Consider the following 22,241-nt stretch of genomic DNA (forward strand, 5'->3'; position numbering starts at 1 on the left):
AGGAAGGCAATCGCGTCCGGTGGCGCGGCCGGGCTTCAAACCCGGTTGGGGACGGCATCCGTTCCCGGGCAGGTTCGACTCCGGCTGCCTTCCGCCATTTCCCTGACACAGGCAACCGCAGTCCGGCGCAGGGAGGGATTTCCATCTACTTCACCAAGGAGAATCCCATACCGTGTGATCGGCATAGTTACAGATATATACCCTTTGGCCATTCTTGCTGAATGCCACTGCCTTGGACCCGCTTCCCGCAGCAATTTTTCGTATTGCCAGCGTGTCGGCATCAAATATGGCCGGTTCACCTGCTACACCAACACCGCATAAATGTTTTCCATCCGGGGTTATCGCCAGATTTGACAGTCCTGGTTCAATATTCCTGCGTAGGGTGATGATGTGTGCCGGGGTGCTGATTTGTAGTATTTGATTCTCACTTAACGCATATACGAATTTTCCATCTGGACTTGCGACTATATTAATTGCTAACGTTCGGAGATCGAGGTATGTAGTTCTGTCAGTATTAATCTCGAATATCGCGAGCTGCGAACTATAAATGCCTAAGGCAATGTACAAGTAGCGACCATCTGCAGATAGCGACGATGCGACTGGAATAAAGCCTATGTTGACGCTCCGAATAAATCGGCCGGTGGCAATGTCAGATATTTCTGTCTTTCCTCCTTTGGCGCCGAGTAATTCGCCAGGAGCGTAAAGTTTGCTGTTGTCAGGGCTTATTTGCAGAGTTGAGCGAAAGTTAGTATTCGTAAAAGTTCGCAGGTGTGACAGGTCGGAAGAACTGTATTCTTGGATTTCTCGCGAAAAGCAGACATACAGTCTGTTGCCGTCCGGACTGATGTTGAAGTCGTTGGGAAGCCGGGTATCTATATTGGCTGACTTGATAACGCGGTGTGTGGCGAGATCAATTAAATCGATTGTGATCACTCTGTTAGTAATCTCAGATGCGAATCCGAGAACATATACACGAGTACCATCAGGACTGACTCTGATGTAGCGCGGAAACCGGGTTTGTATGACATTCAACTTTTCCACCACGCTGAATGTCCGTGCGTTCGACTCAAAGCCCGAACCATAAAGTGCCTTTGCCTTGTAAAGGTGAGTCGTCAGGCTCAAGCCTGAATCGCTCAACGCCCAATTGCCTGTTGTCACATCTGCGGTGGCGTCCCCTCTGGACGTGGCGCCGTCGAACACTTCAACTTTCTGGCCCTTGGCCGCAGTGCCAGTCAGGGTGACGGCGGTTTCCACGGTAGTGCCCCCCTCGGGAATTTCATCCCCGCTCGGCGAGCCTTTGACGGACGTAATTTGCGGCTTCAGATCCTCCACAGCCTTGATGGTATAGGTGCGCACCGGGAACGTTACCGCTTTGCTTTTATCGGAACTGCGATCAAGGCGTGTTTTTGCGCCGGGTACCAGCGTGGAGAGGTCCAGTTCGGAGCTGGTGTTGCCATTGATGATCGGGTTTGAGCCGCCGGCCGGGGTGCCAGGGGCGCCGGTCCAGGTCACGGTGATCTCGTCGTCGAGGTCCATGCCGACGTAATCAATAACTGCGGTCAGCTCATCCTGCGCTGCGAAAGGGTCGAGGGTGGAACCATTCAGCGTTTGTTTGATGGCCGGAGCTTTGAGCTCCAGCGCAGTTGCGACACGGAACTCCAGCGGGTTGGAATAACTGGTGCCACCCGCTGCGCGTTGGATTTCGGATACCGGGCCAGTGCGGCCGGGGATGTCGAGTTCCTTTAAGGTCGGGGTGCTGTTTTCGGGCAGGTCGTTGGCGGACATGGGTGAGGTACTCCGGTCGGTTAGGGGCCGGAGTCATTACGCGCTGAATGGGAAGATTGCGCACCTGTCAGATCTGACAGGTCGAAAGTACTTCTCGACAGACGGTCTTTTACAGGCGGGCGTTTGAATTCAGGTTCAACGCTTTCGGCGGATCCCGCATCTTTTGCTCTCAAGCTCTGTACCATCCGCCAATCCTGACAATGGATTGCCGGAGTTCCGCTTGAAAAATCCAACCAAAAGCACCGTGCTTTTCTTCATCTTGTTGGTGTGTGCGAACGCCGCGGGATGGCTGTACTACGTGACCATGCACGGCACCGTGACACGTGGAATGCCAATGATCAGAACCACAGAACCGCTGCTGATTGGCGGGCGTTATGGTGATGAAAACAGCTATGTACTGCCGATTGGCACCACACTTTATGAAGATAAAAGCTACCCGGAAGGGTTCACGCGTTATCTGGTCTACTTCAACCACAAAGGCCCGATTGATCACGAAACGGTGACGATGGAGCCGAAGTACGGCGGCTCGGTGGTTGTCCCGCAGTGGTTGGAAAGCATTGATGCCGTTACGTTGAACGACATTTTTAAACGTTTTCCTTTATCCAGGCGCGATGTTGCCGCGGCGGTCAAGGCCAATGACATTAGCCGGGATGATCTGATTGAGATTATCGCTGAGATGCCGGAGTGACGGATGAAGGCGTTTGTCGAACACCGGGGTTTCGACTGTCATTTCGCCGAACGCCAACGTGATGCGCGAAGCGATGCTGACTGAGTCGGCGCCATCGCTGGCAAGCCAGCTCCCACAGGGATTTGGGATGTGCCCACCATTTTTGGTAACAGATAAAATTGTGGGAGCTGGCTTGCCAGCGATTTCAGTGCATCAGGCAACATTTCTATCAACTGAAGCACCGCTTTCGCGAGCAGGCTCACTCCCACAGCTTGACCGCGTTATGACAACGGCGGGGTGCGTGGCGGGATCATGCGTTTACTGCCCGTCGATTCAAACGCCGCGGCCAGGCGCAGCAGGCTCGAGTCGTCGTAGGCGCGGCCGGCGAAGGTCAGGCCGACCGGCATGCCGATGTCGGCCATGACGCCCATCGGCACGGTGACGGTGGGCACGCCCAGGTGGCGGATCGCGAGGTTGCCGTTGGCGACCCAGATGCCATTGCTCCAGGCGATGTCGGCGGACTCCGGGTTCACATCCGCATCCGCCGGGGCGACATCGGCGACGGTCGGGAACAACACGGCGTCGAGGCCCAGCTTATCCATCCAGTCCTCAAGATCGATGCGCCGGGTTTGTTCCAGGCCACGCAAGCCATCGGGAACAGTGGAGATTTCATTCCACGGCGTGATGCCACGCTCGGCCATGCGTACGTATTCGTCCATGCCGGCGACAAGGTCACCCTCACGGTTGGGCAGAGTGCCCGGCTCGTGCGGGAAGATTTTCGCACCGTCGACGTCGACCAGACGATTGAGCTTCGGGTCGCCGTTGGCTTGCAGGAAGTCGTCAAAAGCCCAGGCGGTCAGGTCCCACAGTTCATGGTGGAGGAACTCTTTGGACACCAGCCCACGGGTGAACACGGTCGGTGCGCCGGGGCGGTCGCCTTCGCAGTTGGAGACCAGCGGGAAGTCGGTTTCGATCACTTCGGCACCGGCGGCTTCCAGCGCCTGACGTGCCTGTTTCCACAGATCGATCACCGACGCGCGCGTGTTGATGCGTTGGCCGGTCGGGCCGCCGATGCCCGGCGCTTCGCTGGTGCCAGCGTCAGGGTCGGCATTGATGAACATGCGCGGCACGGCGAAGCGCTTGCCGGCCAGCGCGGTGCGGTCGGCAGCCAGTTCGGCGTAAGCGGCAGGGCGTACGGTGCTGACACTCGGAATCGGCACCCAGGGTTGCAAGCGCCACAGATCGCCACGGGTGTCAGGGTCTTCGGCAACGACGATGTCGAGGACTTCGAGCAAGTCAGCCATGGTGCGCGCGTAGGGCACCACGACATCCATGGTCGGGGTCAGCGGCCAGTTGCCGCGTACCGAGATCACACCGCGCGACGGCGTGTAGGCGCACAGGCCATTGTTCGAAGCAGGACCGCGCCCGCTCGACCAGGTTTCTTCCGCCAGGCCGAATGCGGCAAAACTTGCGGCCGTGGCGGTGCCAGCGCCATTGGACGAACCGGAAGCGAACGGTGCGGTGAGGAAGTCAGCGTTGTACGGGCTCTCGGCGCGGCCATAAACCCCGCGCTGCATGCCGCCATTGGCCATCGGCGGCATGTTGGTCTTGCCCAGGCAAATCGCCCCGGCACCGCGCAGACGCTCAATGGTAAACGCGTCGCGGTAGGCCACCAGATCAACAAAGGCCGGGCTGCCGGACGCGGCGGTCAGGCCCTTGACCAGATAACTGTCCTTGGCGGTGTAAGGAATGCCGTCGAGCGGGCTCAGGGTTTCGCCTTTGGCGCGGCGGGCGTCGGCGGCCCGCGCTTCGTTCAGCGCTTCGGGGTTGCGCACGACAACCGCGTTGAGCGCTGTCGCCGTGTCGGCTCCGTCGTAGGCATCGATGCGGGCGAGATAGGCCTGCACCAGCTCAAGCGACGTGGTCTGGCCGGACTCAAGCGCAGCGCGCAATTGGGCGATGGAAACTTCAGTGACTTCGATCATGCGTTCACCGCCGATTGCAGTTGAGCGTCATGGGTTTTTGAAGAGCTATTCATATCAGTTCTCGTGCACGGCTTTAGCGACAAGGTTAAGACTGGCGCCTATTTAACACCATGCCGGGCGCGGAGTAATCGGCGGGATGGTTTTTGTCCATCGATGCCTCCTTGGCGGGCCCATCAATCAAACAGGCAGAATGCAAGGCGGTGATCTAGGCTCAGCGCATTCCTAACGATACGCTTGACAGGAAAACCACTGTGGACGAGAAACCGCTGATCGCTTTCAACAGCTCCAGAGCTTTGCTTGACGTCCTGATCCGTGCGGGGTTGATCGCCACGTTGGTGCTGTTCTGTTACGACATTTTCCATCCGTTTCTCAATGTGATGCTCTGGGCGCTGATCCTGGCCGTCACCCTGTACCCGTTGAACCGGATGCTCGGCGCAAAACTTGGTCAGCGCTACGGCTGGGCGGCGGTTATTTTGGTGTTGCTGGGATTGCTGATCCTGATGGTGCCGTTGAGTCTGCTGGGCGCCTCGGTGGCCGACTCGGTGAAGGGCGGGATGCAGGTGCTTGAAAGCGGCCAATTCGAAATCCCGCCGCCGCCGGCCAATGTCGAGAACTGGCCGCTGATCGGGCCACCGATTTTCGGCATCTGGCAGCATGCTTCGCAGGATCTGAGCTGGGCTTTCCAGGAACTGGCGCCGCACCTCAAGGATTGGGGCAAAGTGATGCTGCACCAAGCGGCCGGGGTGGGAGCGGGCATTGTGGTGTTCGTCGTAGCGCTGATCGTTGCCGGGCTGATCATGACCTACGGTGAAAGCGGCCATCGCACCGCCGTCGCCGTCACCACGCGGATTTCCGGGCCCGCGCGTGGGCAGCAGATTGCCCAATTGTGCACGGCGACCATTCGCGCCGTAGCTCAGGGCGTGGTGGGCATCGCTTTTATCCAGATGCTGCTGATCGGCGTCGCCCTGGTGATCATGGGCGTACCGGCGGCCGGCATATTGGCGCTATTGGTGCTGTTGCTGGGCATCACGCAATTGCCGGTGCTGTTGATCACGCTACCTGTGGTGATTTTTGTTTTTGCGCAGCAAGGCGTCAGCGTCGCGACGGTGATCTTCGCCGTGTGGATGGTGGTTGCAGGGCTTTCCGACAATGTGCTCAAACCGATGCTGTTGGGACGCGGCGTGGCCGTGCCGATGCCCGTCGTGTTGATCGGCGCCCTCGGCGGCATGGTGACCAGCGGGATTATCGGGTTGTTCACCGGGCCGGTGATTCTGGCGGTCGGTTATGCGTTGTTTATGGGTTGGGTGTATCAACCCGACGACGTCACCCAGGTGCTGGAATCGCCGCCAGAGCAAAATCTGTCCTGACTCACGCAGTGCTGAAGAGGTTGCAGCAGCCCGGGCAGGATTCTGCACCGGGCCACGTATGGTTCAGTTGATCCGTGGATGCTGTTGCACCAGGTTGTTGCGCTTGGCTTCCAGCTCGGCAATTTCGGCATCGATGTCTTCGATCTTCTGCTCGATATTGTCGTGATGTTCTTGCAGCAGCTCCTTCGCCTCTGCGAGGTCAGAGGCTGCGGGGGCGGCGCCACGCAACGGTTTGTTCGCCGTTTCCTTCATTGTCACGCCGGTGATCAGACCGACCACGGCAACCACCATCAGGTAGTACGCCGGCATGTACAGGTCGTTGGTGCTTTCCACCAGCCACGCCACGACGGTCGGCGTCAGGCCGGCGATCAACACGGAAATGTTGAAGGACGCCGCCAGTGCACTGTAGCGAATATGCGTCGGGAACATCGCTGGCAGGGTCGAGGCCATCACGCCGATAAAGAAATTCAGCAACACCGCCAGCATCAACAGCCCGGCGAAGATCAGGCCGATCTTGCCGCTGTTGATCAGGATGAACGCCGGAATGGCAAGGACGAACAGGCCAATGCTGCCGATGACGATAAAGGGCTTGCGGCCGATCTTGTCGCTGACAAAACCAATCAGCGGCTGCACGAACAACATGCCGACCATGATCGCGATGATGATCAACACGCCACGGTTTTCGCTGTAGTGCAGGTTATGCGACAGGTAACTCGGCATGTAAGTGAGCAGCATGTAATAGGTGACGTTGGTCACCGCGACCACGCCGACGCAGGTCATCAGGCTACGCCAGTGTTGGGTGGCGATTTCCTTGAACGACACTTTCGGCCCACGGGCCAGACCTTCGCGGTCGCCTTGTTCGAGTTTCTCCACGTGCTGCTGGAACGCTGGCGTTTCTTCGAGCGCATGACGCAGATACAGACCGATCATGCCCAATGGCAGGGCGAGGAAGAACGGCAGACGCCAGCCCCACTCGAGAAACTGCTCTTCGCCGATAATCGTCGAGATCATCACCACTACACCGGCGCCAAGGACGAAACCGGCAATCGAACCGAAGTCCAGCCAACTGCCGAGGAAGCCGCGCTTGCGGTCCGGCGCGTATTCGGCGACGAAGATCGAGGCACCGGTGTATTCGCCACCGACGGAAAAGCCTTGGGCCATTTTCGCCAGCAACAGCAGGATCGGCGCCCAGATACCTATGGAGTCATAGGAGGGGATCAGGCCGATGGCGAAGGTGCTGAGGGACATGATGACAATGGTCGCGGCGAGGACTTTCTGTCGTCCGTACTTGTCGCCCAACGCGCCGAAAAACAGGCCGCCCAGCGGCCGGATCAGGAACGGCACGGAGAATGTCGCCAATGCCGCGATCATCTGTACGCCAGGATCGGCGCCGGGGAAGAAGATCTTGCCGAGCGCATAGGCGACAAAGCCGTAGACGCCAAAGTCGAACCATTCCATGGCATTGCCGAGTGCAGCGGCCGTAATGGCTTTGCGCATCTTGACGTCATCGACGATTGTGATGTCTTTCAGACCAATCGGTTTGACGCTGCTTTTACGTGATTTCATCCGGGTATTCTCTTTACTGATCCATCTTTTCGCGTCAATGCCATCTATTTGATGGCGCGTGCTTAATGGGTCTGATACATGAGGACACGAAATAATTCACCGCTCGCGACTTTTTTTAATTTTCAAACACGAGATCAAAAGATCGCAGCTTCGTTTCACGCGACAGTTCCTACGGGGGGCAGTGCCCCAGAGGGCTGTCGAAAGCTGCACTTCACGTCAGACAAAAAACGTCTTTACGACCGATGCACCCGGCCACGGGCTCTACTTACGAATCGCCACGTACGATTTACCCAGATCACTGGCCCAGCCATCCAGCACCACTTTGACGTCATCGGCGCTCAGCACCTGTTTGTCGTTTTCCAGCGGCACGCCGGTGCCCTTGCGCACGACTTCGGCCACCACTTCGCCGGTCGAACCGTCCTCGAAAGAGACTTCCGTGGCGATTTCACTGTCCTGATCGCGGATGCCGGTGGCGGTGCTCACGCCAGCCGCGACCAGTGTGACCGGCAGCCATTCATAAAATTGCAGGCCTTGGGTGCTGGCACTGACCCGGGTAATAGCCGGCCTGACGATCAGCGTGTTCGGGCCGGGCGTGGACACCAGTTGCAGCACTTTGCCCAGTTCATGCCTGAGGGCTGCGTCGTAATACTCGGTCACCCCGGACAGCGTGCTCAGTGGAATCCGGTCAGTCGGCTCTGCGCTGGGATAGAACTGACTCGGCGCCAAATAGGCCTGGGTGTAACGACCTCTGACCAATGCCGGACTGACCCAACCCAATACGTCCTGACCCGAAGGCGACTTGTGCTCCTTCAATACGCTGTAGTCGTGCAGAAACCCGGTATGTTCGACCTTTTGGCTGCTGCAAGCCGACATGCTCAGGGACGCCGTGCACAAAATCGACATCAGGCAATGGCTTCTCATCAATGCGATTCCTTGTGCTTTGGCGGGGTGTCTTGCGAGCACTCGATGTGCAACTGGCCGTGGGTCATGATCCAGTGGATGAGGTCGGCGGCCGGGATCGAATGGGCGTACTCCACCCACTGGGCGTTGGTCGGGCTGAACTGCTCGAAGTAACGGCGCAGGACAATCCGGCTCTGATCACTGGACAATCCCAGGCAAAACTCCTGAAACAGGATCGGCGTATCGTGTGTCGGTGCTGTCGTGCGCTGGCTGAGGATCAACGGATATTGGGCGTTATGCCCCTCGGCGGTATACCTGCTGTGTAAGGCCTTCATGAACAACCCCCTGATTTGGAAAGGTGTGCAGGATGCAGGACGGTTTTTGCCGGACGATGTCCGGTTGATGTCACTGGCGAAGGAATGTTGCTCGATTGAAATAAATGACCCGGACGCCAGAATGGTTTTAGATGCGCTCTTTTCTGGATTGAGGATCCTGTGCCCGTGAGCAGACTGCTGATCGTCGACGACGACGTGGAAATTCTGTCGCTGCTGAAGAAGTTCTTCGTCCAGCACGCCTATGAAGTCGATGTAGCGGCGGACGGCGAGGCGATGTGGGCGGCGATCGACCAGCAGCGACCGGACACGATCATTCTTGACTTGATGCTGCCCGGGGAGGGCGGCTTGAGTCTGTGCCAGAAAGTGCGCGCGCAGATGGCCATTCCGATCATCATGCTCACCGCCATGGGCGAACTGAGCGACCGCATTGTCGGCCTGGAGCTGGGGGCGGATGACTACGTCACCAAGCCGTTTGCACCGCGTGAACTGCTGGCTCGTCTGCGTGCCGTGCAGCGCCGCGCGAGCGAACCGGCCAGTCAGCCGAGCGAACCGTCCCGGCCGGTGATTGCCTTCGCCGGTTGGCATCTGGATATCACCTGTCGCGAACTGCGCTCACCGCAAAACGTGATGATTCCGCTGTCCGGCGGCGAGTTCGACTTGCTGGTGGTGTTTCTTGAGCATCCGCAACGCATTCTGACTCGCGAGCAATTGATCGACCTGACCCACGGCCAGGGCCACGACGCGTTTGATCGCAGCATCGATGTGCAGGTCAGCCGGTTGCGGCGCAAGATCGAGCCCGACTGCAAACGTCCGGACCTGATCCGCACCGTTCGCAACGGCGGTTATATGTTCACGGCCAAGGTCAGCCGCTCGTGATCCGCCGGATGCTGCGGCGCGACACCCTCAGTCGGCGGATTGCCCTGACTATCGTCGCGGCGATGCTGACGTCGCTGGCCCTTAATGCCTTGTTCGTGCAGGTCGCCGGGATCTGGGCGCGTCCGCCGATTGAGCGTACCGGTTTGCTGGAACAGATTGCCGCTACCGTGCGCGTGATCGAGGCCGCGCCAGTACCGTTGCGCCCGCAGTTGGCGGACGCGGCAAGCAGCCCGCGGCTGAAAGTGGCGTGGAAAGCGCAGCGCGCCGACTTCGGGCTGCCGGCGGGCGGCAATCCGGTTGAAGCGGGCAGGGTGCCGGTGCTGCAACTGCTGTTGGCCGATGGCCGAACCATGGAAGCCTTCAACCCCGACGACTGGCCGAGCCACAGCCCGCAGGCGCACTATGCCGCACTTGTGCAACTGGTCGATGGCAGTTGGTTGTCGTTCACCCCACCGGAACGGGTTTGGGGGCTGGAGGCGAGTACGCGGATTGCGGTGGTTATCGCCCTCGGCCTGATCGCTACCTTGCTGGTGGCCTGGATCGCCACGCGCCAACTGGCCAAACCCTTGCAGCGTTTCGCCAGCGCCGCGCGGCGTTTCGGGGGTGATCTGCGCGCACCGCCGATCAAAATCGAAGGCCCTGAGGAAATCCGCCAGGCGATCATCGCCTTCAACACCATGCAGGCGCAGATTCAGCATTTCATCGGCGAACGCACGCACATGCTCGCGTCCATCTCCCACGACTTGCGCGCACCGCTGACCCGCATGCGCTTGCGCAGCGAGTTCATGGAAGATCTGGATAACCAAGGCAAACAGATTCGTGACATCGAAGAAATGCAGTCGATGATCAACGCCGCGTTGGCGTTTTTTCGCGAGGACACCCACGGGGAACCCACCACGGCGTTTGACCTTGCCGAACTGCTGCAAACCATCATCGATGACTACCGTGACCAGAACATCGCCGTCGGTTACAGCGGCCCGGCACACTGGGTGTATGAGGGTCGGCCGCTTGGCATCAAACGAGTGATCGTCAACCTGCTGGAAAATGCCGAGAAGTACGCGCAACACCCGAGCATCGCCTTGAGCGGCGATGGCTACACGATCTGCATCGAGGTCAGCGACGAAGGGCCGGGGATTGCCGAAGAGTCACTGGAGCGCGTGTTCGATCCGTTTTTGCGCCTCGAAACCTCACGCAACCGCGAGACCGGCGGGGTCGGACTCGGACTTTCCGCGGCGCGGGCCATTGTGCGTGAGCAGGGCGGGGAACTGACGTTGAGCAATCGCAGCGGTGGCGGGTTAGTGGCACGGGTTGAGTTGCCGATTCAATGACCACGTCTTTAGCCGCTGTCAGGGGCACCGTTATCAGCGCCAGGACATTCCGTGGTTATACGAATTCGATGGGATCGCATTCCTAAGCTGGACAGACGCGCATCATTCGACCTGCTGGAAAGCTGCGTGAAAAGCGATCTGTAGTTTATGGCCCACAGCCGTCCCCACGGACACACACTTTTTCACAAAGCCCTCCTGCCAACCATTCAATGGCAGAATCCCCTCAACTTGAAAGTTTTGGAGATCATTATGCTTCGTGCGTTTGAACGAAGACTCGACCCTTTTCCGCCTGACGAGGTACCACCGCCGCCCAACGGTCTGGCGCGTTTTCTGTGGGCCTGTACGCGAGGCGCGCGCGGTTACATTCTGCTGCTTGCGCTGCTGAGTGCCGCTGTGTCGATTTACGAAGCCTGGCTGTTTTCCTTTCTAGGGCAGGTCGTGGATCTGCTCTCGACCTGGCAGGCGGGCGGCGAAGCCGCCGCGCAGGAAAGTCGGGTGTTGTGGGGCATGGGCATCGTCATGGTGACCAGTGTCGGGCTGGTGGCGTTGCGCACCATGGTGCAGCACCAGATATTGGCGATTAACTTGCCGTTGCGCCTGCGTTGGGATTTCCATCGCCTGATGCTGCGGCAGAGCCTTTCGTTTTTTTCCGATGAGTTTTCCGGCCGGGTCACCACCAAGGTGATGCAAACCGCGCTGGCAGTGCGTGACGTGTTGTTTACCCTGATCGAGATCATCCCCGGGATCGGCGTGTATTTCATCGCGATCATCGCGCTGGCCGGTGGCTTCGCGCTGAAACTGATGCTGCCGTTCATTGGCTGGGCAGTGTTGTTCGCGCTGGCCATGTGGTACTTCGTGCCGCGGCTGGGCAAAGTCGGGCAGGAGCAAGCCAATGCGCGGTCAATGATGACCGGGCGTATCTCGGACGCCTACACCAACATCACGACGGTGAAGCTGTTCTCCCATTCCAATCGTGAAGCGCACTTCGCCCGTGCAGCGATGGAAGATTTCAAGCTGACCGGTTTTCGCCAGATGCGTCTCGTCAGCAGGTTCGAGATCGTCAATCAGGCCTTGGTGGTAGGGTTGATCATGTCCGCGGGTGGTTACGCCCTGTGGCTTTGGCACCAGGGCGATGTCGGCGCCGGTGCCGTGGCGGCAATCACTGCCATGGCGTTGCGCATCAACGGCATGTCGAACTGGATCATGTGGCAGATGACCTCGCTGTTCGAGAGCATCGGCACTGTGCAGGATGGCATGGCCACGCTGACGCAAGGCGCCAAGGTGCAGGACGCGCCGGATGCGGGTGTGCTGGTGACCAAGGGCGGCGCCGTTACTTTCGATAAGGTGCACTTCAATTACAACGGCGAACGCCAGGTACTCGATGGTCTCAGCCTGAACATCCGCCCGGGTGAAAAGATCGGTCTGGTCGGCCGCTCCGGCGCCGGCAAATCCACGCTGATCAACTTGCTGCTGCGCTTCTATGACGTCGACAGCGGCGAGATTCGCATCGACGGGCAAAACATCGCGAAAGTGACCCAAGACAGTCTGCGCAGTGCCATCGGCATGGTTACCCAGGACACCTCGCTGCTGCATCGTTCGATTCGCGACAACATCGCCTACGGCCGTCCCGACGCCACCGATGCGCAAATCCGCAGCGCCGCCGCCAGCGCCCAGGCCGATGAGTTCATCAGTCAACTGAGCGACCGCCAAGGCCATAGCGGCTACGACACACTGGTCGGTGAGCGGGGCATCAAGCTGTCGGGCGGTCAACGGCAACGCGTCGCGATTGCCCGGGTGATGCTCAAGAACGCGCCGATCCTGCTGCTTGATGAAGCCACCAGCGCGCTGGATTCGGAAGTCGAAGTGGCCATTCAGGAAAGCCTCGATGACATGATGCAGGGCAAAACCGTGATTGCCATCGCCCATCGGCTGTCGACGATCGCGGCCATGGACCGGCTCATCGTGATGGATGACGGACGCATTATCGAACAGGGCACCCATAGCGAATTACTGGAGAGGAACGGCGTGTACGCGCGGCTTTGGCAGCATCAAAGCGGCGGGTTTCTGGGTGAAGACAAGGGGTTGGTCGAGGCACTGGATCAGGCTTGATATGCCAGGGCGCATGGCGCGGATTTATTGAGTTCCGTCCATGCGCCCTCTATATGGGCCGACAGTAGCCCGTGGTTAACCAGAATTTTGGGCAGAGGTCGACCCATACCTGCCAGTCGCCAACGCCGGGTTTCGACTCAGCATCGCGGTCATTCCCCAGCAGGCAAACCTGTATCTGAACAGGGAAACTCCGAGAACGCCTGACAGTCTATGCTCCAAGACTTGACTCAACTGCTCAGGGTGCTGATGCATGAACTCTCTCTGGATCGCCCTGGCCATTTTCGGGTGCCTGGTTGCTGCTTCGCTTTTCATGATGAATGGGTACCCCAAGCTGGCGTCCCACCACCGGGATGACGAGACCAATACCGTCATTCGCCTGGTCGCCAACATTTTTGTGGTCATGACGTCGCTGGTCTTTGGTCTGATGATCAATTCTGCCAAAAACACCTACGAGTCCATAGATGCGAACTTCCATGGCTATGCAACCAGTCTGATTATTTTTGACCGGACGCTACGAGGCTATGGAGAGGTGACACAAGACACGCGCAACCGCCTGATCACCTATCTCGAGCGCGCTATCGAGACCCCGTATCGAGGTGATGAGGCCTTGCAGCATCGCGACAGCGAAGCGGCTAAATACCTGGATGACATAGGCAAGTCGTTGACCGGCATAAAGCCACCGGATCGCTTCCATGAAACGATGCTTCAGGATATCCGTCAGCAATATCATTCGCTCATCGAGCAACGCTGGAGGATCGTCGAGCAGTCAGAGGGGGCGATTCCGGGCCCTTTGATTGGGATGCTGGTTGCCTGGTTGACACTCATCTTCGCCAGTTTCGGATACCGCGCTCCCCGGAACTCGATGGTGATTGGAATGTTCATTGTCTCGTCATTGCTCATCGCGGCCTCTGTTTACCTCGTGCTGGACATGGATGTGCCATTTCACGGCCCTATCCAGATATCCGATCAGCCCCTGCGCAGGGCGCTCGCCGAAATGCAGCTCTAAGCGGTTTGTTGGGCGTTCGCATTCTGAGTCTCAGCTTTCGGCCACTCGTTACTACTCTGGCCCGGATGCCAATGCTCCAGCCGTTGCAGGTGGTGCGGCAGGAAGCAGTTGATCAGCGTCCGCAGCGTTTTAACGGTAATGGAACAATGACCCTGTAACTTCTCAATAAATCGAAATACGCTATCGTTGCTCGACTATTCAAGAAGGAACGCGGGTACATGGCCGACTCTTGTACGACTGAACGAAACAGTGCCTGGTCGGTGTTTCTGATCTTTCTGCGGCTCGGATTGACTTCATTCGGTGGTCCCATTGCTCACTTGGGCTACTTCCACCATGAGTTCGTCAGCCGGCGGCAATGGCTGACCGAGCGCAGCTATGCCGATTTGGTCGCGTTGTGTCAGTTTCTGCCAGGACCGGCGAGCAGTCAGGTCGGCATCGCTTTGGGCCTGTCCCGCGCAGGATATCGCGGTGCGCTCGCTGCTTGGGCCGGGTTCACGTTGCCGTCGGCGATGCTGATGATTTTGTTTGCACTGGGCCTTTCCCGTTATGGCGCTGTTCTTTCGCCCGGCGCGCTGCATGGCCTCAAAATCGTGGCTGTTGCGGTGGTTGCTCAAGCCGTGTGGGGAATGGCTCGAAACCTGTGCACGGACCTACCGCGAATTACCCTCATGGTGATTGCCGCGTGCGTCGCGTTGCTTGCGCCGTCTGCCTGGGGGCAGGTCAGCGTGATTGTCGTGGCTGGATGGGTGGGGCTGATGCTGTTCAAACCCGCGCAACGTGTCGAGCACGACGTGCTGTCTTTACCGGTCAGCCGCAGAGCCGGGGTGATGTGGCTGGCCTTGTTTCTTCTGTTGTTGGTGGGGCTACCGTTGTTGGCCGAACGGGTAACCGATCAAAGCCTGGCAATGGTCGATGCTTTCTACCGTTCCGGCTCCCTGGTATTCGGCGGCGGCCACGTGGTTCTGCCTCTTCTGCAAGCAGAAGTAGTGCCCTCCGGTTGGGTCAACAACGAAACGTTCCTCGCAGGATACGGTGCTGCGCAGGCTGTGCCGGGCCCATTGTTTACGTTCGCCGCGTTTCTCGGCGCCTCCATGAGCGTCCCACCTTCAGGTTGGGCGGGCGCCATGATCTGTTTGCTGGCGATCTTTGCCCCAGCGTTTTTGTTGGTCGTCGGCGCCTTGCCTTTCTGGGAACATTTACGTCGCAGCGTGCGTGCACAAGCCGCTTTGGCCGGGGTGAACGCGGCCGTCGTTGGCCTATTGCTTGCCGCGCTTTATCAACCTGTGTGGACCAGCGCGATTCTCAAGCCGCAAGACTTCGGCCTCGCACTGGTTGCCCTGATGGCGCTGATGGTGTGGAAGTTGCCGGCGTGGCTGGTTGTAATCGGCACGGGGGTGGCGGGGTGGGTGTTGAGTGTCTTGGTATGAATCAGGTCACCTGCCAAGTAAACGGTGCATCCCTCAAAGCCGATCTCAACGCATAAAAATTTTGAACCGCTCTTGGGCTCGCTCGCCTAATGATTAGCTTGTGAATAATCACACAGGCAATGTGCCAATATCGGCACCCTCCGAGAGGTGATCAACGTGGCTAAAGACGAGAAGAAAAGCAAAGGTGACGCTTCGAAAGCCAGCAAGGACTTGAAAGACAAAAAATCATCACCGGCAAAAAAATCAGCGGCGGCTTCGACGCTTTCCAAATCCTCCGACAAGAAGGACAAAAAGAAAGACGCCGAACCCAAGAAGTCTGCAAAGAAGGCTGATAGCAAGCCAGAAAAGGCCAAGAAATCAGAGAAGTCTGATAAGCCTGCAAAGAAGAAAAAGTGACACCTGCCATCTGCTAGGGCTTTACGCCCTAGCTTTCCTCAAGCCGATGGCTTCACTTCAGGCCAGCTCCTCAACCCTGTGCACATCACCCAAGGAATCACGCTGCATCGACTGAAGGTTTTTCTCGATGGTTTCGCACAGCGCTTCCATCTGAATCTGGTGTTCACTGAGACGAAACGGGCTCTGTAGATCGGTGCCGATACGTTCGATGGCCAGCAGCATAAAGCCCACCACGGTCGAGGCGAGCGGGGTGTACCAGCCCAGGGATTCCACCAGCCCCACTGGCACGATCAGGCAGAACAGCGAAATAAACAGCCGTGGGAAATACACATAAGGGTACGGCAGCGGCGTATTGGCGATTCGCTCCATTCCGCCCTGGCTGTTGGACAGATCGACCATGGTCGATTCCAGCCGCGCAAGGCGAATGCTGTCCAGTCGCCCGGCCTTGTATTCCTTCGCCAGCAGGGCGGCGGAACCGGTGAGGATGTCGTTGGCGAAGTTATTGGTGGTGCCGCTGCGGGCGAACTCGTCGGCAGGGATAAACGCGCGAATTTCTTCGGGGCAAGGCTCGCCCTGAAGATGCGCCGCGAGGCAATTCACATAGGCCACGTGACGTCGCAGCAGGGTTGATTTGACCGGATTCACCTCGCTGCCGGTGTCGTCCAGCAGCGTCAGCACTTGCCGGGCGTAGCTGCGGGAACTGTTGATCATCATGCCCCACAGCGTTCGCGCCTCCCACCAACGGTTATAGGCACTGCTGTTGCGAAAGCTGATCAACACCACCAATGCTGAACCGAGCAATGTCAGGGGCATCAGCGGCAGGTTGATCTTGGCGTTGAGAAACAACATGAAATCTACTGTGACGGCGATATCCCAGAGCAATAGCCAAAACAGGGCCCAGCCGACATAGCCCATGGTTTTGATGATCAGACGGTATTTTTTGATGATGGCAGCTTTCAAACGGAAACCTCGAGGCGAGCGGTAAGCATTTACGCCCTAGCTCGGACGGTGTTTTCGGGGTAAAGGTTCGCCGATTGAAATACCTGTCGTCCATTCGTCCAGAACGCGGCACTCCTCAGAGCGGATCGCTTCTGAACTTCAAGCACGGACTTCCCGCGCCCCGGTTGGAGAGCCAGCATGGAAATTGATGAAAACGCGCCAGGCAACAAGTCTCAGCAGGAAGTGACACGCACCACAGACAACGAGACCGGACACGATCCGCGACGCGATGAACCTGAGGTCCCGTTGCCAGCAGACGATGAAGCGCCGGTCGAGGAAGACATGAGCGATGTGGATGCGAATAATTCGGTATCGAGCGAGCATCCCTGATCAACATGATCGAGCCATAAAAAAACCGGCATTACGCCGGTTTTTTTTGGTCTGCAATCGGCCAATCAGAGCGTAGCTTTCACCTGCAAGCCAAACACCAGTGCATTGTCGATGTCTTGGCCGGAAAAAGCGCCCGGCTCGATGATGTACTGCATGTTCGGCCGCAAGGTCAGCCAGGGCGTGGCCTGATAACCGTAACCGAGTTCGATCAACTGTTCGGCGCTGTCCAGATTCGGGAACGCAGTGCCGTTGTTCAGTGCGGCGTCTTGTTGCACATCGCGACTGCGCGGGTTGGGCACAGCGCGGCCGTACCCGAGGGCAACGGTGTCACGCGGCCGGCCTTCGAACGGTTTGTACAGGACCACGCCCGTGCCATACCACTTGCTGAACGGCGAGGCCGCAGTGCTGGCTGCCGAATATTGGCCGAAGGCGTGCAGGCTGCGACCTTCAGACGCTTGCGAGCGCCACACCGCCTGATCGACCAGCAAGTAATGACCACCGCGACCGGACACTTCCTTGTCGCTGTCGATGCGTTTTACATCGGAGCTGTCGTAGTAGTAACCAACCTTGTATTCACCCGGCAAGTCACCTGCGCGCTTGTACACCAACTCGATCGGCACCACGGTGCCCGTGGTGTGTTTCGGGCCAAGATGCCAGGCACGGCTGGCGTCACCGTTGCTTTCGGGGTCGACATTGAATGCGGCCACACGCAGTTGCCACGAGGGCGACAGGTCGTATTTCACCCGCACACCCAACCGGGCGTTGGGGTAGTTGGTCCAGCCGCTGCCGCCGGACATGTTCAGCGGGTGGCCGCAGAAACCGGCGTTCATGAAGTTGCAGAGAATGCCACTGTCCAGCCCGCCGAGGTCGTTACCCATGGCCATGTAGCCGAGTTTGACGTTCAGCGCCGGGGTAAACAGTGAGCGTTCGTAGCTCAACTCGGTCAGGCGGGTGTAGAGGCCACCGTAGTTTTCCTGAATTGGCAGACGGTTGCCGACCAGATCTTCAGAGGCACTGTTGCCGCGACGGTCGTTGATGGTCAGTTGGACCTTGCCGGCGTTGTCCACGCCGTACAGTTTGCTCAGGTCGAACTGCACACCCAACTTGATGTTCTGCGAGTAACGCGCCGAACGATGCAGCCCACCGTCGGCGTTGTAGGCCGTCTCGCCGCTGTACTCGCCGGTGAACTTGATGCCGTCTTCGTCCATCTGGTGGCGCAGGTCGCCCCAATCGCCAGTCAGGGTGTTGCGGGTCAAGAGGTTCGCACCGGTATCGGCGAAGGCGGGCAGGGCGGTGCTGCAGGTCAGTCCCAACAGCACGCCGTTGAGCCAGCCCATATGAGAAAAACGAAACATGGAAATCTTCCTGGTGAAATCTTCAGCGATAGGCATAAAGCGGCGCGGCACCCGAAGGTGCCGCGCACAAGTGCAATGAAGTGGCTCGCAGATGTTTACGGCAGCGCGTAAGCCATCACGTAGTCGCCACGATCGGTCGACTGACGAGCACCACCGGCGGTGACAACGATGAACTGCTTGCCGGTCTTCGGCGAAACGTAAGTCATCGGACCGCCCTGGCTGCCCACAGGCAGACGCGCCTTCCAGATTTCTTCACCGTTGCCGCTGTTGAAGGCGCGCAGGTAGAAGTCCTGAGTACCGGCGATAAAGATCAGGCCACCTTGAGTCGACAGCGTGCCGCCGAGGGTTGGCAGACCGACCTTGATCGGCAGGTGCATGCGGATACCCAACGGGCCCGTGTCTTCAACAGTGCCGACCGGCACTTGCCAGGCGACTTTCTGGGTTTTCATATCGATGGCGGTCAGCGTACCGAACGGCGGCGCCTGGCAAGGAATACCGGCGACCGACAGGAAGCGGTTTTTGTTCACCGCGTAAGGCGTGCCCTTGAGCGGCACGGCGCCCATGCCGGTGTTCAGTGATTCGCCACCGGAAGCGGCCTGAGCCTTGTTCTGCGACGGGATCATCTGAATCCACAGACCCAGGCGCATGTCGTTGACGAAGATGAAGCCATGCACCGGATCGGTGGAGATGCTGCCCCAGTTCATGCCGCCCAGCGAACCCGGGAAGCTCAGGGACTTGTCGGTGCCCGGCGCGGTGTACAAACCGTCATAGCGCATCGACTTGAAATCGATACGGCACAACAGTTGGTCGTACGGCGTCGCGCCCCACATGTCCGATTCGGTCAGGTGCTGCGCACCGATCTGCGGCATGCCTACCGATTTTGGCTGGGTTGGCGAGTACGGCTCGTTAGGGATGTTGGCCGCTTTGACCGGTACTTCTTCAACGTTGGTCAGCGGTTTGCCGGTGGCGCGATCCAACACATAAATTTGACCAGCCTTGGTGCCGATGACCAGCGCCGGAACGGTTTTGCCGTCCTTGGTGAAGTCGATCAGGCTCGGCTGCATCGGCAGGTCGAAGTCCCAGAGATCATTATGAACGGTCTGGAACACCCACTTTTCTTCACCACTGTTGGCGTCCAGCGCGAGGATCGATGCACCGTAGGTGTGATCCAGTTTGCTGCGCTCGACACCGTAGATGTCGGTGGAAGAACTGCCCATCGGCAGGAATACGGTGTTGGTCGCTGCGTCGTAAGACATCGGCGCCCAGCTGTTCGGCGTGCTGCGCACATAGGTGCTGCCTTCGGCTGGTGCGTTGCGATCCTGCGGGTTGCCCGGATCGAATGCCCAGCGCATGGCGCCCGTCATCACATCGAAACCACGGATCACGCCGCCCGGCATGTCGGTTTGCACGTTGTCGGCCACTCGACCGCCAACGACGACGGTGGTCCCGGCCATCAGAGGTGCGGAGGACAGCTGATAGTAGCTGTCCGGAACATTGCCCAGACCGGCCTTCAGATCAACCTGGCCCTTGTTGCCAAAACCCCGGCAGAACTCGCCGGTGTCGGCATCCACAGCAATGAGGCGTGCGTCGATGGTGTTGGTCAGCAAACGGCGCTGGCAGTGGGCAGGGAGGGCGGCGGCAGTGTCCTGAGCGACCGGCGGGTTTTCTGGCTTGGCGACTGCCGCCGTGGCGTCGAAGTAAGCCATGCCACGGCAACGCTGCCAGACTTTCGACTGGGCGTTGATCGAGTTTTTCCAGATTTCCTTGCCAGTGTCGGCATCCAGCGCGATCAGGTTGTTGTGCGGGGTGCAGATGAACACTTTGTTGCCGACCTGCAGCGGGGTGAGCTGGTCTTCGGCACCGTTGCCATCGCTCTCGGCGACGTCACCGGTGTGGTAAGTCCATGCGACCTGCAATTTGTCGACGTTGGTACGGTTGATCTGGTCCAGCGCGGCGAAGCGGCTGCCGCCTTCGGTATTACCGTAGTGAGCCCAGTCTTTCTGTGCTTTTTCTGGCTCCACGGGGGTGAGCCCCGGACCAGTGCCGGTCGCTGCGACGGTAGGGTGGGCGACGAACATGTTGCCGGCGGCAAAGGCCAGTGCCACCGCCAATACGGCGGCAACGCCATAAGCGCCACGACCAGGCACGCCACCGTTGGCACGCGTCAGCAGGGGGTAGACCAACGTAACGGCCAGGCCGACCGCGCCGAACATGAACAGACGCGAGAACAACGGCCAGAACACCAGGCCCACGTCGCTGACCGCCCAGATAGCGGTTGCGAGCAGGAACGCTGCGAACAACCAGGCACCGGCCGGCTTGTAGCGCGCGATAAGAAAACCGGCGATGGCCATCGCTAGACCGCCGACCAGGAAGTACCACGAACCACCGAGGCCGACCAACTTCACGCCCCCGGCCGCCAGCGCCAGACCGAGCAGGGCGATGATCACACCCAGCCCGATCAGAATGAATTTTGATACGCCAGAGACGCGTTGACTTTGCTTCACGTTGAGAGCCCCGTTGAAATGAGGCGCCCATTATATAGTTAGGTAACTACCTAGTTAAAACACAATTTCACGCTTCAAGCGTAGTTCGCTCTCGAATCAAGCGCGCCATCGGAAGGTTCGGACCTCGTTAAGCGTTAGTTCCGTTTGGCCAAATGCTGTCGACAGGCGCAGAATCGGCGGTGAGCGCCGCCCGTCGCAGGCGCGCCATGAAAATTGCAATTATTCCTTTCGACCGCGTTTCAGATCATTGTGGAATGCCTGCACCGGTGCCGATCCTGGCGCAGGCGTGGGGTGTTCCAACTTGGAAAAATCAGGAGGATCAATGTCACAACCTGTTGCGTCTGCAAGGCCGACTCAACCGTCAAACCGACGCTGGATGGGCATGATGTTTTGGCTGGTACTGGCAGGGGTGGCGATGCTGTTGCTGGTCAGCGGCTACGGTGCTTTGGTGAATGCCAACCGCGATAACTTGCAACTTGCCGTACTGGGCGGACTTTCCGGATTTGGTGCAACCGCACTGGGCGCCGTAGCGGCCATTGCGCTGCGCGACATCGCCGCTCGCACGCAGGACATCATGCTCGGCTTTGCCGCCGGCATGATGCTCGCCGCCAGTTCGTTTTCATTGATTCTTCCCGGTATCGAAGCTGCTCGGGAGCTTAGCGGCAGCCCATTGCTGGCTGCCGGCATCGTCGTGCTGGGATTGGGCCTGGGGGTGGCGTTGATGATCGGACTCGACCGATTCGTCCCTCACGAACATACCGAGAGTGGACGGCGCGGGCCTCAAGTCGAGCGCATCAATCGGGTCTGGTTGTTCGTCTTGGCGATTACCTTGCACAACTTGCCGGAAGGCATGGCCATCGGCGTCAGTTTCGCCAATGGCGACATGCAGGTCGGCCTGCCCCTGACAACAGCCATTGCCATTCAGGACATTCCCGAAGGCCTGGCGGTGGCTCTGGCCTTGCGGGTGACCGGTATTTCAGCGCTGCGCGCGGCGATGATTGCCATCGCATCGGGCTTGATGGAGCCGATCGGCGCGGTCGTCGGTCTGGGCATTTCCAGCAGCTTCGCCCTCGGTTATCCGATTGCGCTGGGGCTTGCCGCTGGCGCGATGATTTTCGTGGTGTCCCATGAAGTGATTCCCGAAACGCACCGCAATGGCCACGAAACACCGGCGACGATGGGGCTGATGCTCGGGTTCGGCGTGATGATGTTTCTCGACACGGCGCTGGGCTAATCGCTCATCGTCTTGTCAAAACGATGGTCAACAAAGGAGGGCATGTGCCCACACTCAACATCGAGGCCGTGG

General features: G+C 58.9%; 19 protein-coding genes and 1 tRNA gene. 12 read left to right on the forward strand and 8 right to left on the reverse strand.

Annotation, left to right across the window (positions count from 1 at the left end; translation table 11 throughout):
- Nucleotide 1: 1 nt before the first annotated feature.
- Nucleotides 2-97 (forward strand) — tRNA-Sec (locus tag AB4P97_RS09405).
- Nucleotides 98-150: 53 nt separating this feature from the next.
- Here the strand turns inward: AB4P97_RS09405 and AB4P97_RS09410 are convergent.
- On the reverse strand, nucleotides 151-1,785 hold the full coding sequence (locus tag AB4P97_RS09410) for a hypothetical protein (protein ID WP_395602531.1): 1,635 nt from the start codon (nucleotides 1,783-1,785) through the stop codon (nucleotides 151-153).
- Between the two features lie 220 nt (nucleotides 1,786-2,005).
- On the opposite strand from AB4P97_RS09410, the gene AB4P97_RS09415 reads away from it, so the two are divergent.
- Nucleotides 2,006-2,473, forward strand: coding sequence for a hypothetical protein (locus tag AB4P97_RS09415; RefSeq protein ID WP_234451726.1), 468 nt, complete (start codon nucleotides 2,006-2,008; stop codon nucleotides 2,471-2,473).
- 260 nt (nucleotides 2,474-2,733) lie between these two features.
- Here AB4P97_RS09415 and AB4P97_RS09420 read toward each other — a convergent pair whose 3' ends face one another.
- Entirely contained in the window at nucleotides 2,734-4,437 is a 1,704-nt protein-coding gene (locus AB4P97_RS09420; protein ID WP_047301041.1) for an amidase, read from the reverse strand.
- 251 nt (nucleotides 4,438-4,688) lie between these two features.
- Between AB4P97_RS09420 and AB4P97_RS09425 the strand changes: the two genes are divergently transcribed.
- Nucleotides 4,689-5,804 (forward strand): AI-2E family transporter, encoded by a 1,116-nt coding sequence (locus AB4P97_RS09425; RefSeq protein ID WP_115148024.1) that lies wholly within the window; start codon nucleotides 4,689-4,691, stop codon nucleotides 5,802-5,804.
- Nucleotides 5,805-5,867: 63 nt separating this feature from the next.
- Here AB4P97_RS09425 and proP read toward each other — a convergent pair whose 3' ends face one another.
- The 3 genes from proP to AB4P97_RS09440 all read right to left on the reverse strand — a co-directional run bounded on the left by proP (nucleotide 5,868) and on the right by AB4P97_RS09440 (nucleotide 8,605).
- A complete protein-coding gene (proP, locus tag AB4P97_RS09430) occupies nucleotides 5,868-7,370 on the reverse strand; it encodes a glycine betaine/L-proline transporter ProP (RefSeq protein WP_042559087.1) in 1,503 nt (500 codons plus the stop codon).
- A gap of 261 nt (nucleotides 7,371-7,631) precedes the next feature.
- Nucleotides 7,632-8,291 carry a DUF3313 domain-containing protein gene (locus tag AB4P97_RS09435; RefSeq protein WP_181818534.1) on the reverse strand — a complete coding sequence of 220 codons (660 nt, stop codon included), beginning with the start codon at nucleotides 8,289-8,291 and terminating at the stop codon, nucleotides 7,632-7,634.
- A complete protein-coding gene (locus tag AB4P97_RS09440) occupies nucleotides 8,291-8,605 on the reverse strand; it encodes a hypothetical protein (RefSeq protein ID WP_042559089.1) in 315 nt (104 codons plus the stop codon). Before AB4P97_RS09440 ends, AB4P97_RS09435 begins: the two co-directional genes overlap by 1 nt.
- A gap of 165 nt (nucleotides 8,606-8,770) precedes the next feature.
- On the opposite strand from AB4P97_RS09440, the gene AB4P97_RS09445 reads away from it, so the two are divergent.
- The 6 genes from AB4P97_RS09445 to AB4P97_RS09470 all read left to right on the forward strand — a co-directional run bounded on the left by AB4P97_RS09445 (nucleotide 8,771) and on the right by AB4P97_RS09470 (nucleotide 15,747).
- Entirely contained in the window at nucleotides 8,771-9,481 is a 711-nt protein-coding gene (locus tag AB4P97_RS09445) for a response regulator (protein ID WP_200614289.1), read from the forward strand.
- Nucleotides 9,478-10,809 (forward strand): ATP-binding protein, encoded by a 1,332-nt coding sequence (locus tag AB4P97_RS09450; protein ID WP_200614280.1) that lies wholly within the window; start codon nucleotides 9,478-9,480, stop codon nucleotides 10,807-10,809. The genes AB4P97_RS09445 and AB4P97_RS09450 overlap by 4 nt, the downstream gene beginning before the upstream one ends.
- 249 nt (nucleotides 10,810-11,058) lie before the next feature.
- Nucleotides 11,059-12,918 carry an ABC transporter ATP-binding protein gene (locus AB4P97_RS09455; RefSeq protein ID WP_042562058.1) on the forward strand — a complete coding sequence of 620 codons (1,860 nt, stop codon included), beginning with the start codon at nucleotides 11,059-11,061 and terminating at the stop codon, nucleotides 12,916-12,918.
- A gap of 250 nt (nucleotides 12,919-13,168) precedes the next feature.
- Entirely contained in the window at nucleotides 13,169-13,924 is a 756-nt protein-coding gene (locus AB4P97_RS09460; protein WP_395602532.1) for a hypothetical protein, read from the forward strand.
- Nucleotides 13,925-14,142: 218 nt separating this feature from the next.
- Nucleotides 14,143-15,351 carry a chromate efflux transporter gene (gene chrA / locus AB4P97_RS09465; RefSeq protein ID WP_395602533.1) on the forward strand — a complete coding sequence of 403 codons (1,209 nt, stop codon included), beginning with the start codon at nucleotides 14,143-14,145 and terminating at the stop codon, nucleotides 15,349-15,351.
- A gap of 147 nt (nucleotides 15,352-15,498) precedes the next feature.
- On the forward strand, nucleotides 15,499-15,747 hold the full coding sequence (locus AB4P97_RS09470) for a hypothetical protein (protein WP_042559094.1): 249 nt from the start codon (nucleotides 15,499-15,501) through the stop codon (nucleotides 15,745-15,747).
- 57 nt (nucleotides 15,748-15,804) lie between these two features.
- Here the strand turns inward: AB4P97_RS09470 and AB4P97_RS09475 are convergent, their stop codons facing one another.
- On the reverse strand, nucleotides 15,805-16,707 hold the full coding sequence (locus AB4P97_RS09475; RefSeq protein WP_042559095.1) for a bestrophin family protein: 903 nt from the start codon (nucleotides 16,705-16,707) through the stop codon (nucleotides 15,805-15,807).
- A 177-nt stretch (nucleotides 16,708-16,884) separates the two neighbouring features.
- On the opposite strand from AB4P97_RS09475, the gene AB4P97_RS09480 reads away from it, so the two are divergent.
- The gene (locus tag AB4P97_RS09480; protein ID WP_273876988.1) at nucleotides 16,885-17,076 is read left to right on the forward strand and encodes a hypothetical protein; all 192 of its coding nucleotides are present in this window, start codon (nucleotides 16,885-16,887) and stop codon (nucleotides 17,074-17,076) included.
- 65 nt (nucleotides 17,077-17,141) lie between these two features.
- Here the strand turns inward: AB4P97_RS09480 and AB4P97_RS09485 are convergent, their stop codons facing one another.
- A complete protein-coding gene (locus AB4P97_RS09485; RefSeq protein WP_395602534.1) occupies nucleotides 17,142-18,431 on the reverse strand; it encodes a carbohydrate porin in 1,290 nt (429 codons plus the stop codon).
- A 95-nt stretch (nucleotides 18,432-18,526) separates the two neighbouring features.
- Complete coding sequence (locus AB4P97_RS09490; protein WP_395602535.1) at nucleotides 18,527-20,935, reverse strand: glucose/quinate/shikimate family membrane-bound PQQ-dependent dehydrogenase; 2,409 nt, start codon at nucleotides 20,933-20,935, stop codon at nucleotides 18,527-18,529.
- Between the two features lie 206 nt (nucleotides 20,936-21,141).
- Between AB4P97_RS09490 and AB4P97_RS09495 the strand changes: the two genes are divergently transcribed.
- Together AB4P97_RS09495 and AB4P97_RS09500 are read left to right on the forward strand one after the other, a co-directional pair.
- Nucleotides 21,142-21,321 (forward strand): hypothetical protein, encoded by a 180-nt coding sequence (locus AB4P97_RS09495; protein ID WP_162184569.1) that lies wholly within the window; start codon nucleotides 21,142-21,144, stop codon nucleotides 21,319-21,321.
- Complete coding sequence (locus AB4P97_RS09500; protein ID WP_395602536.1) at nucleotides 21,258-22,169, forward strand: ZIP family metal transporter; 912 nt, start codon at nucleotides 21,258-21,260, stop codon at nucleotides 22,167-22,169. The genes AB4P97_RS09495 and AB4P97_RS09500 overlap by 64 nt, the downstream gene beginning before the upstream one ends.
- Nucleotides 22,170-22,241: the final 72 nt, after the last annotated feature.

The sequence above is a fragment of the Pseudomonas sp. A1230 genome, assembly GCF_044218825.1.
Taxonomy (GTDB): Bacteria; Pseudomonadota; Gammaproteobacteria; order Pseudomonadales; family Pseudomonadaceae; genus Aquipseudomonas; species Aquipseudomonas iridis.

What these genes read in the sequence shown, in the direction of transcription:
- AB4P97_RS09480 (WP_273876988.1), top strand. Translation starts at nt 16,885, where the DNA reads ATGGAAATTGATGAAAACGCGCCAGGCAACAAGTCTCAGCAGGAAGTG.
- AB4P97_RS09495 (WP_162184569.1), top strand. Translation starts at nt 21,142, where the DNA reads ATGAAAATTGCAATTATTCCTTTCGACCGCGTTTCAGATCATTGTGGA.
- proP (WP_042559087.1), bottom strand. Translation starts at nt 7,370, where the DNA reads ATGAAATCACGTAAAAGCAGCGTCAAACCGATTGGTCTGAAAGACATC.
- chrA (WP_395602533.1), top strand. Translation starts at nt 14,143, where the DNA reads ATGGCCGACTCTTGTACGACTGAACGAAACAGTGCCTGGTCGGTGTTT.
- AB4P97_RS09420 (WP_047301041.1), bottom strand. Translation starts at nt 4,437, where the DNA reads ATGATCGAAGTCACTGAAGTTTCCATCGCCCAATTGCGCGCTGCGCTT.
- AB4P97_RS09410 (WP_395602531.1), bottom strand. Translation starts at nt 1,785, where the DNA reads ATGTCCGCCAACGACCTGCCCGAAAACAGCACCCCGACCTTAAAGGAA.
- AB4P97_RS09440 (WP_042559089.1), bottom strand. Translation starts at nt 8,605, where the DNA reads ATGAAGGCCTTACACAGCAGGTATACCGCCGAGGGGCATAACGCCCAA.
- AB4P97_RS09455 (WP_042562058.1), top strand. Translation starts at nt 11,059, where the DNA reads ATGCTTCGTGCGTTTGAACGAAGACTCGACCCTTTTCCGCCTGACGAG.
- AB4P97_RS09460 (WP_395602532.1), top strand. Translation starts at nt 13,169, where the DNA reads ATGAACTCTCTCTGGATCGCCCTGGCCATTTTCGGGTGCCTGGTTGCT.
- AB4P97_RS09485 (WP_395602534.1), bottom strand. Translation starts at nt 18,431, where the DNA reads ATGTTTCGTTTTTCTCATATGGGCTGGCTCAACGGCGTGCTGTTGGGA.
- AB4P97_RS09435 (WP_181818534.1), bottom strand. Translation starts at nt 8,291, where the DNA reads ATGAGAAGCCATTGCCTGATGTCGATTTTGTGCACGGCGTCCCTGAGC.
- AB4P97_RS09500 (WP_395602536.1), top strand. Translation starts at nt 21,258, where the DNA reads ATGTCACAACCTGTTGCGTCTGCAAGGCCGACTCAACCGTCAAACCGA.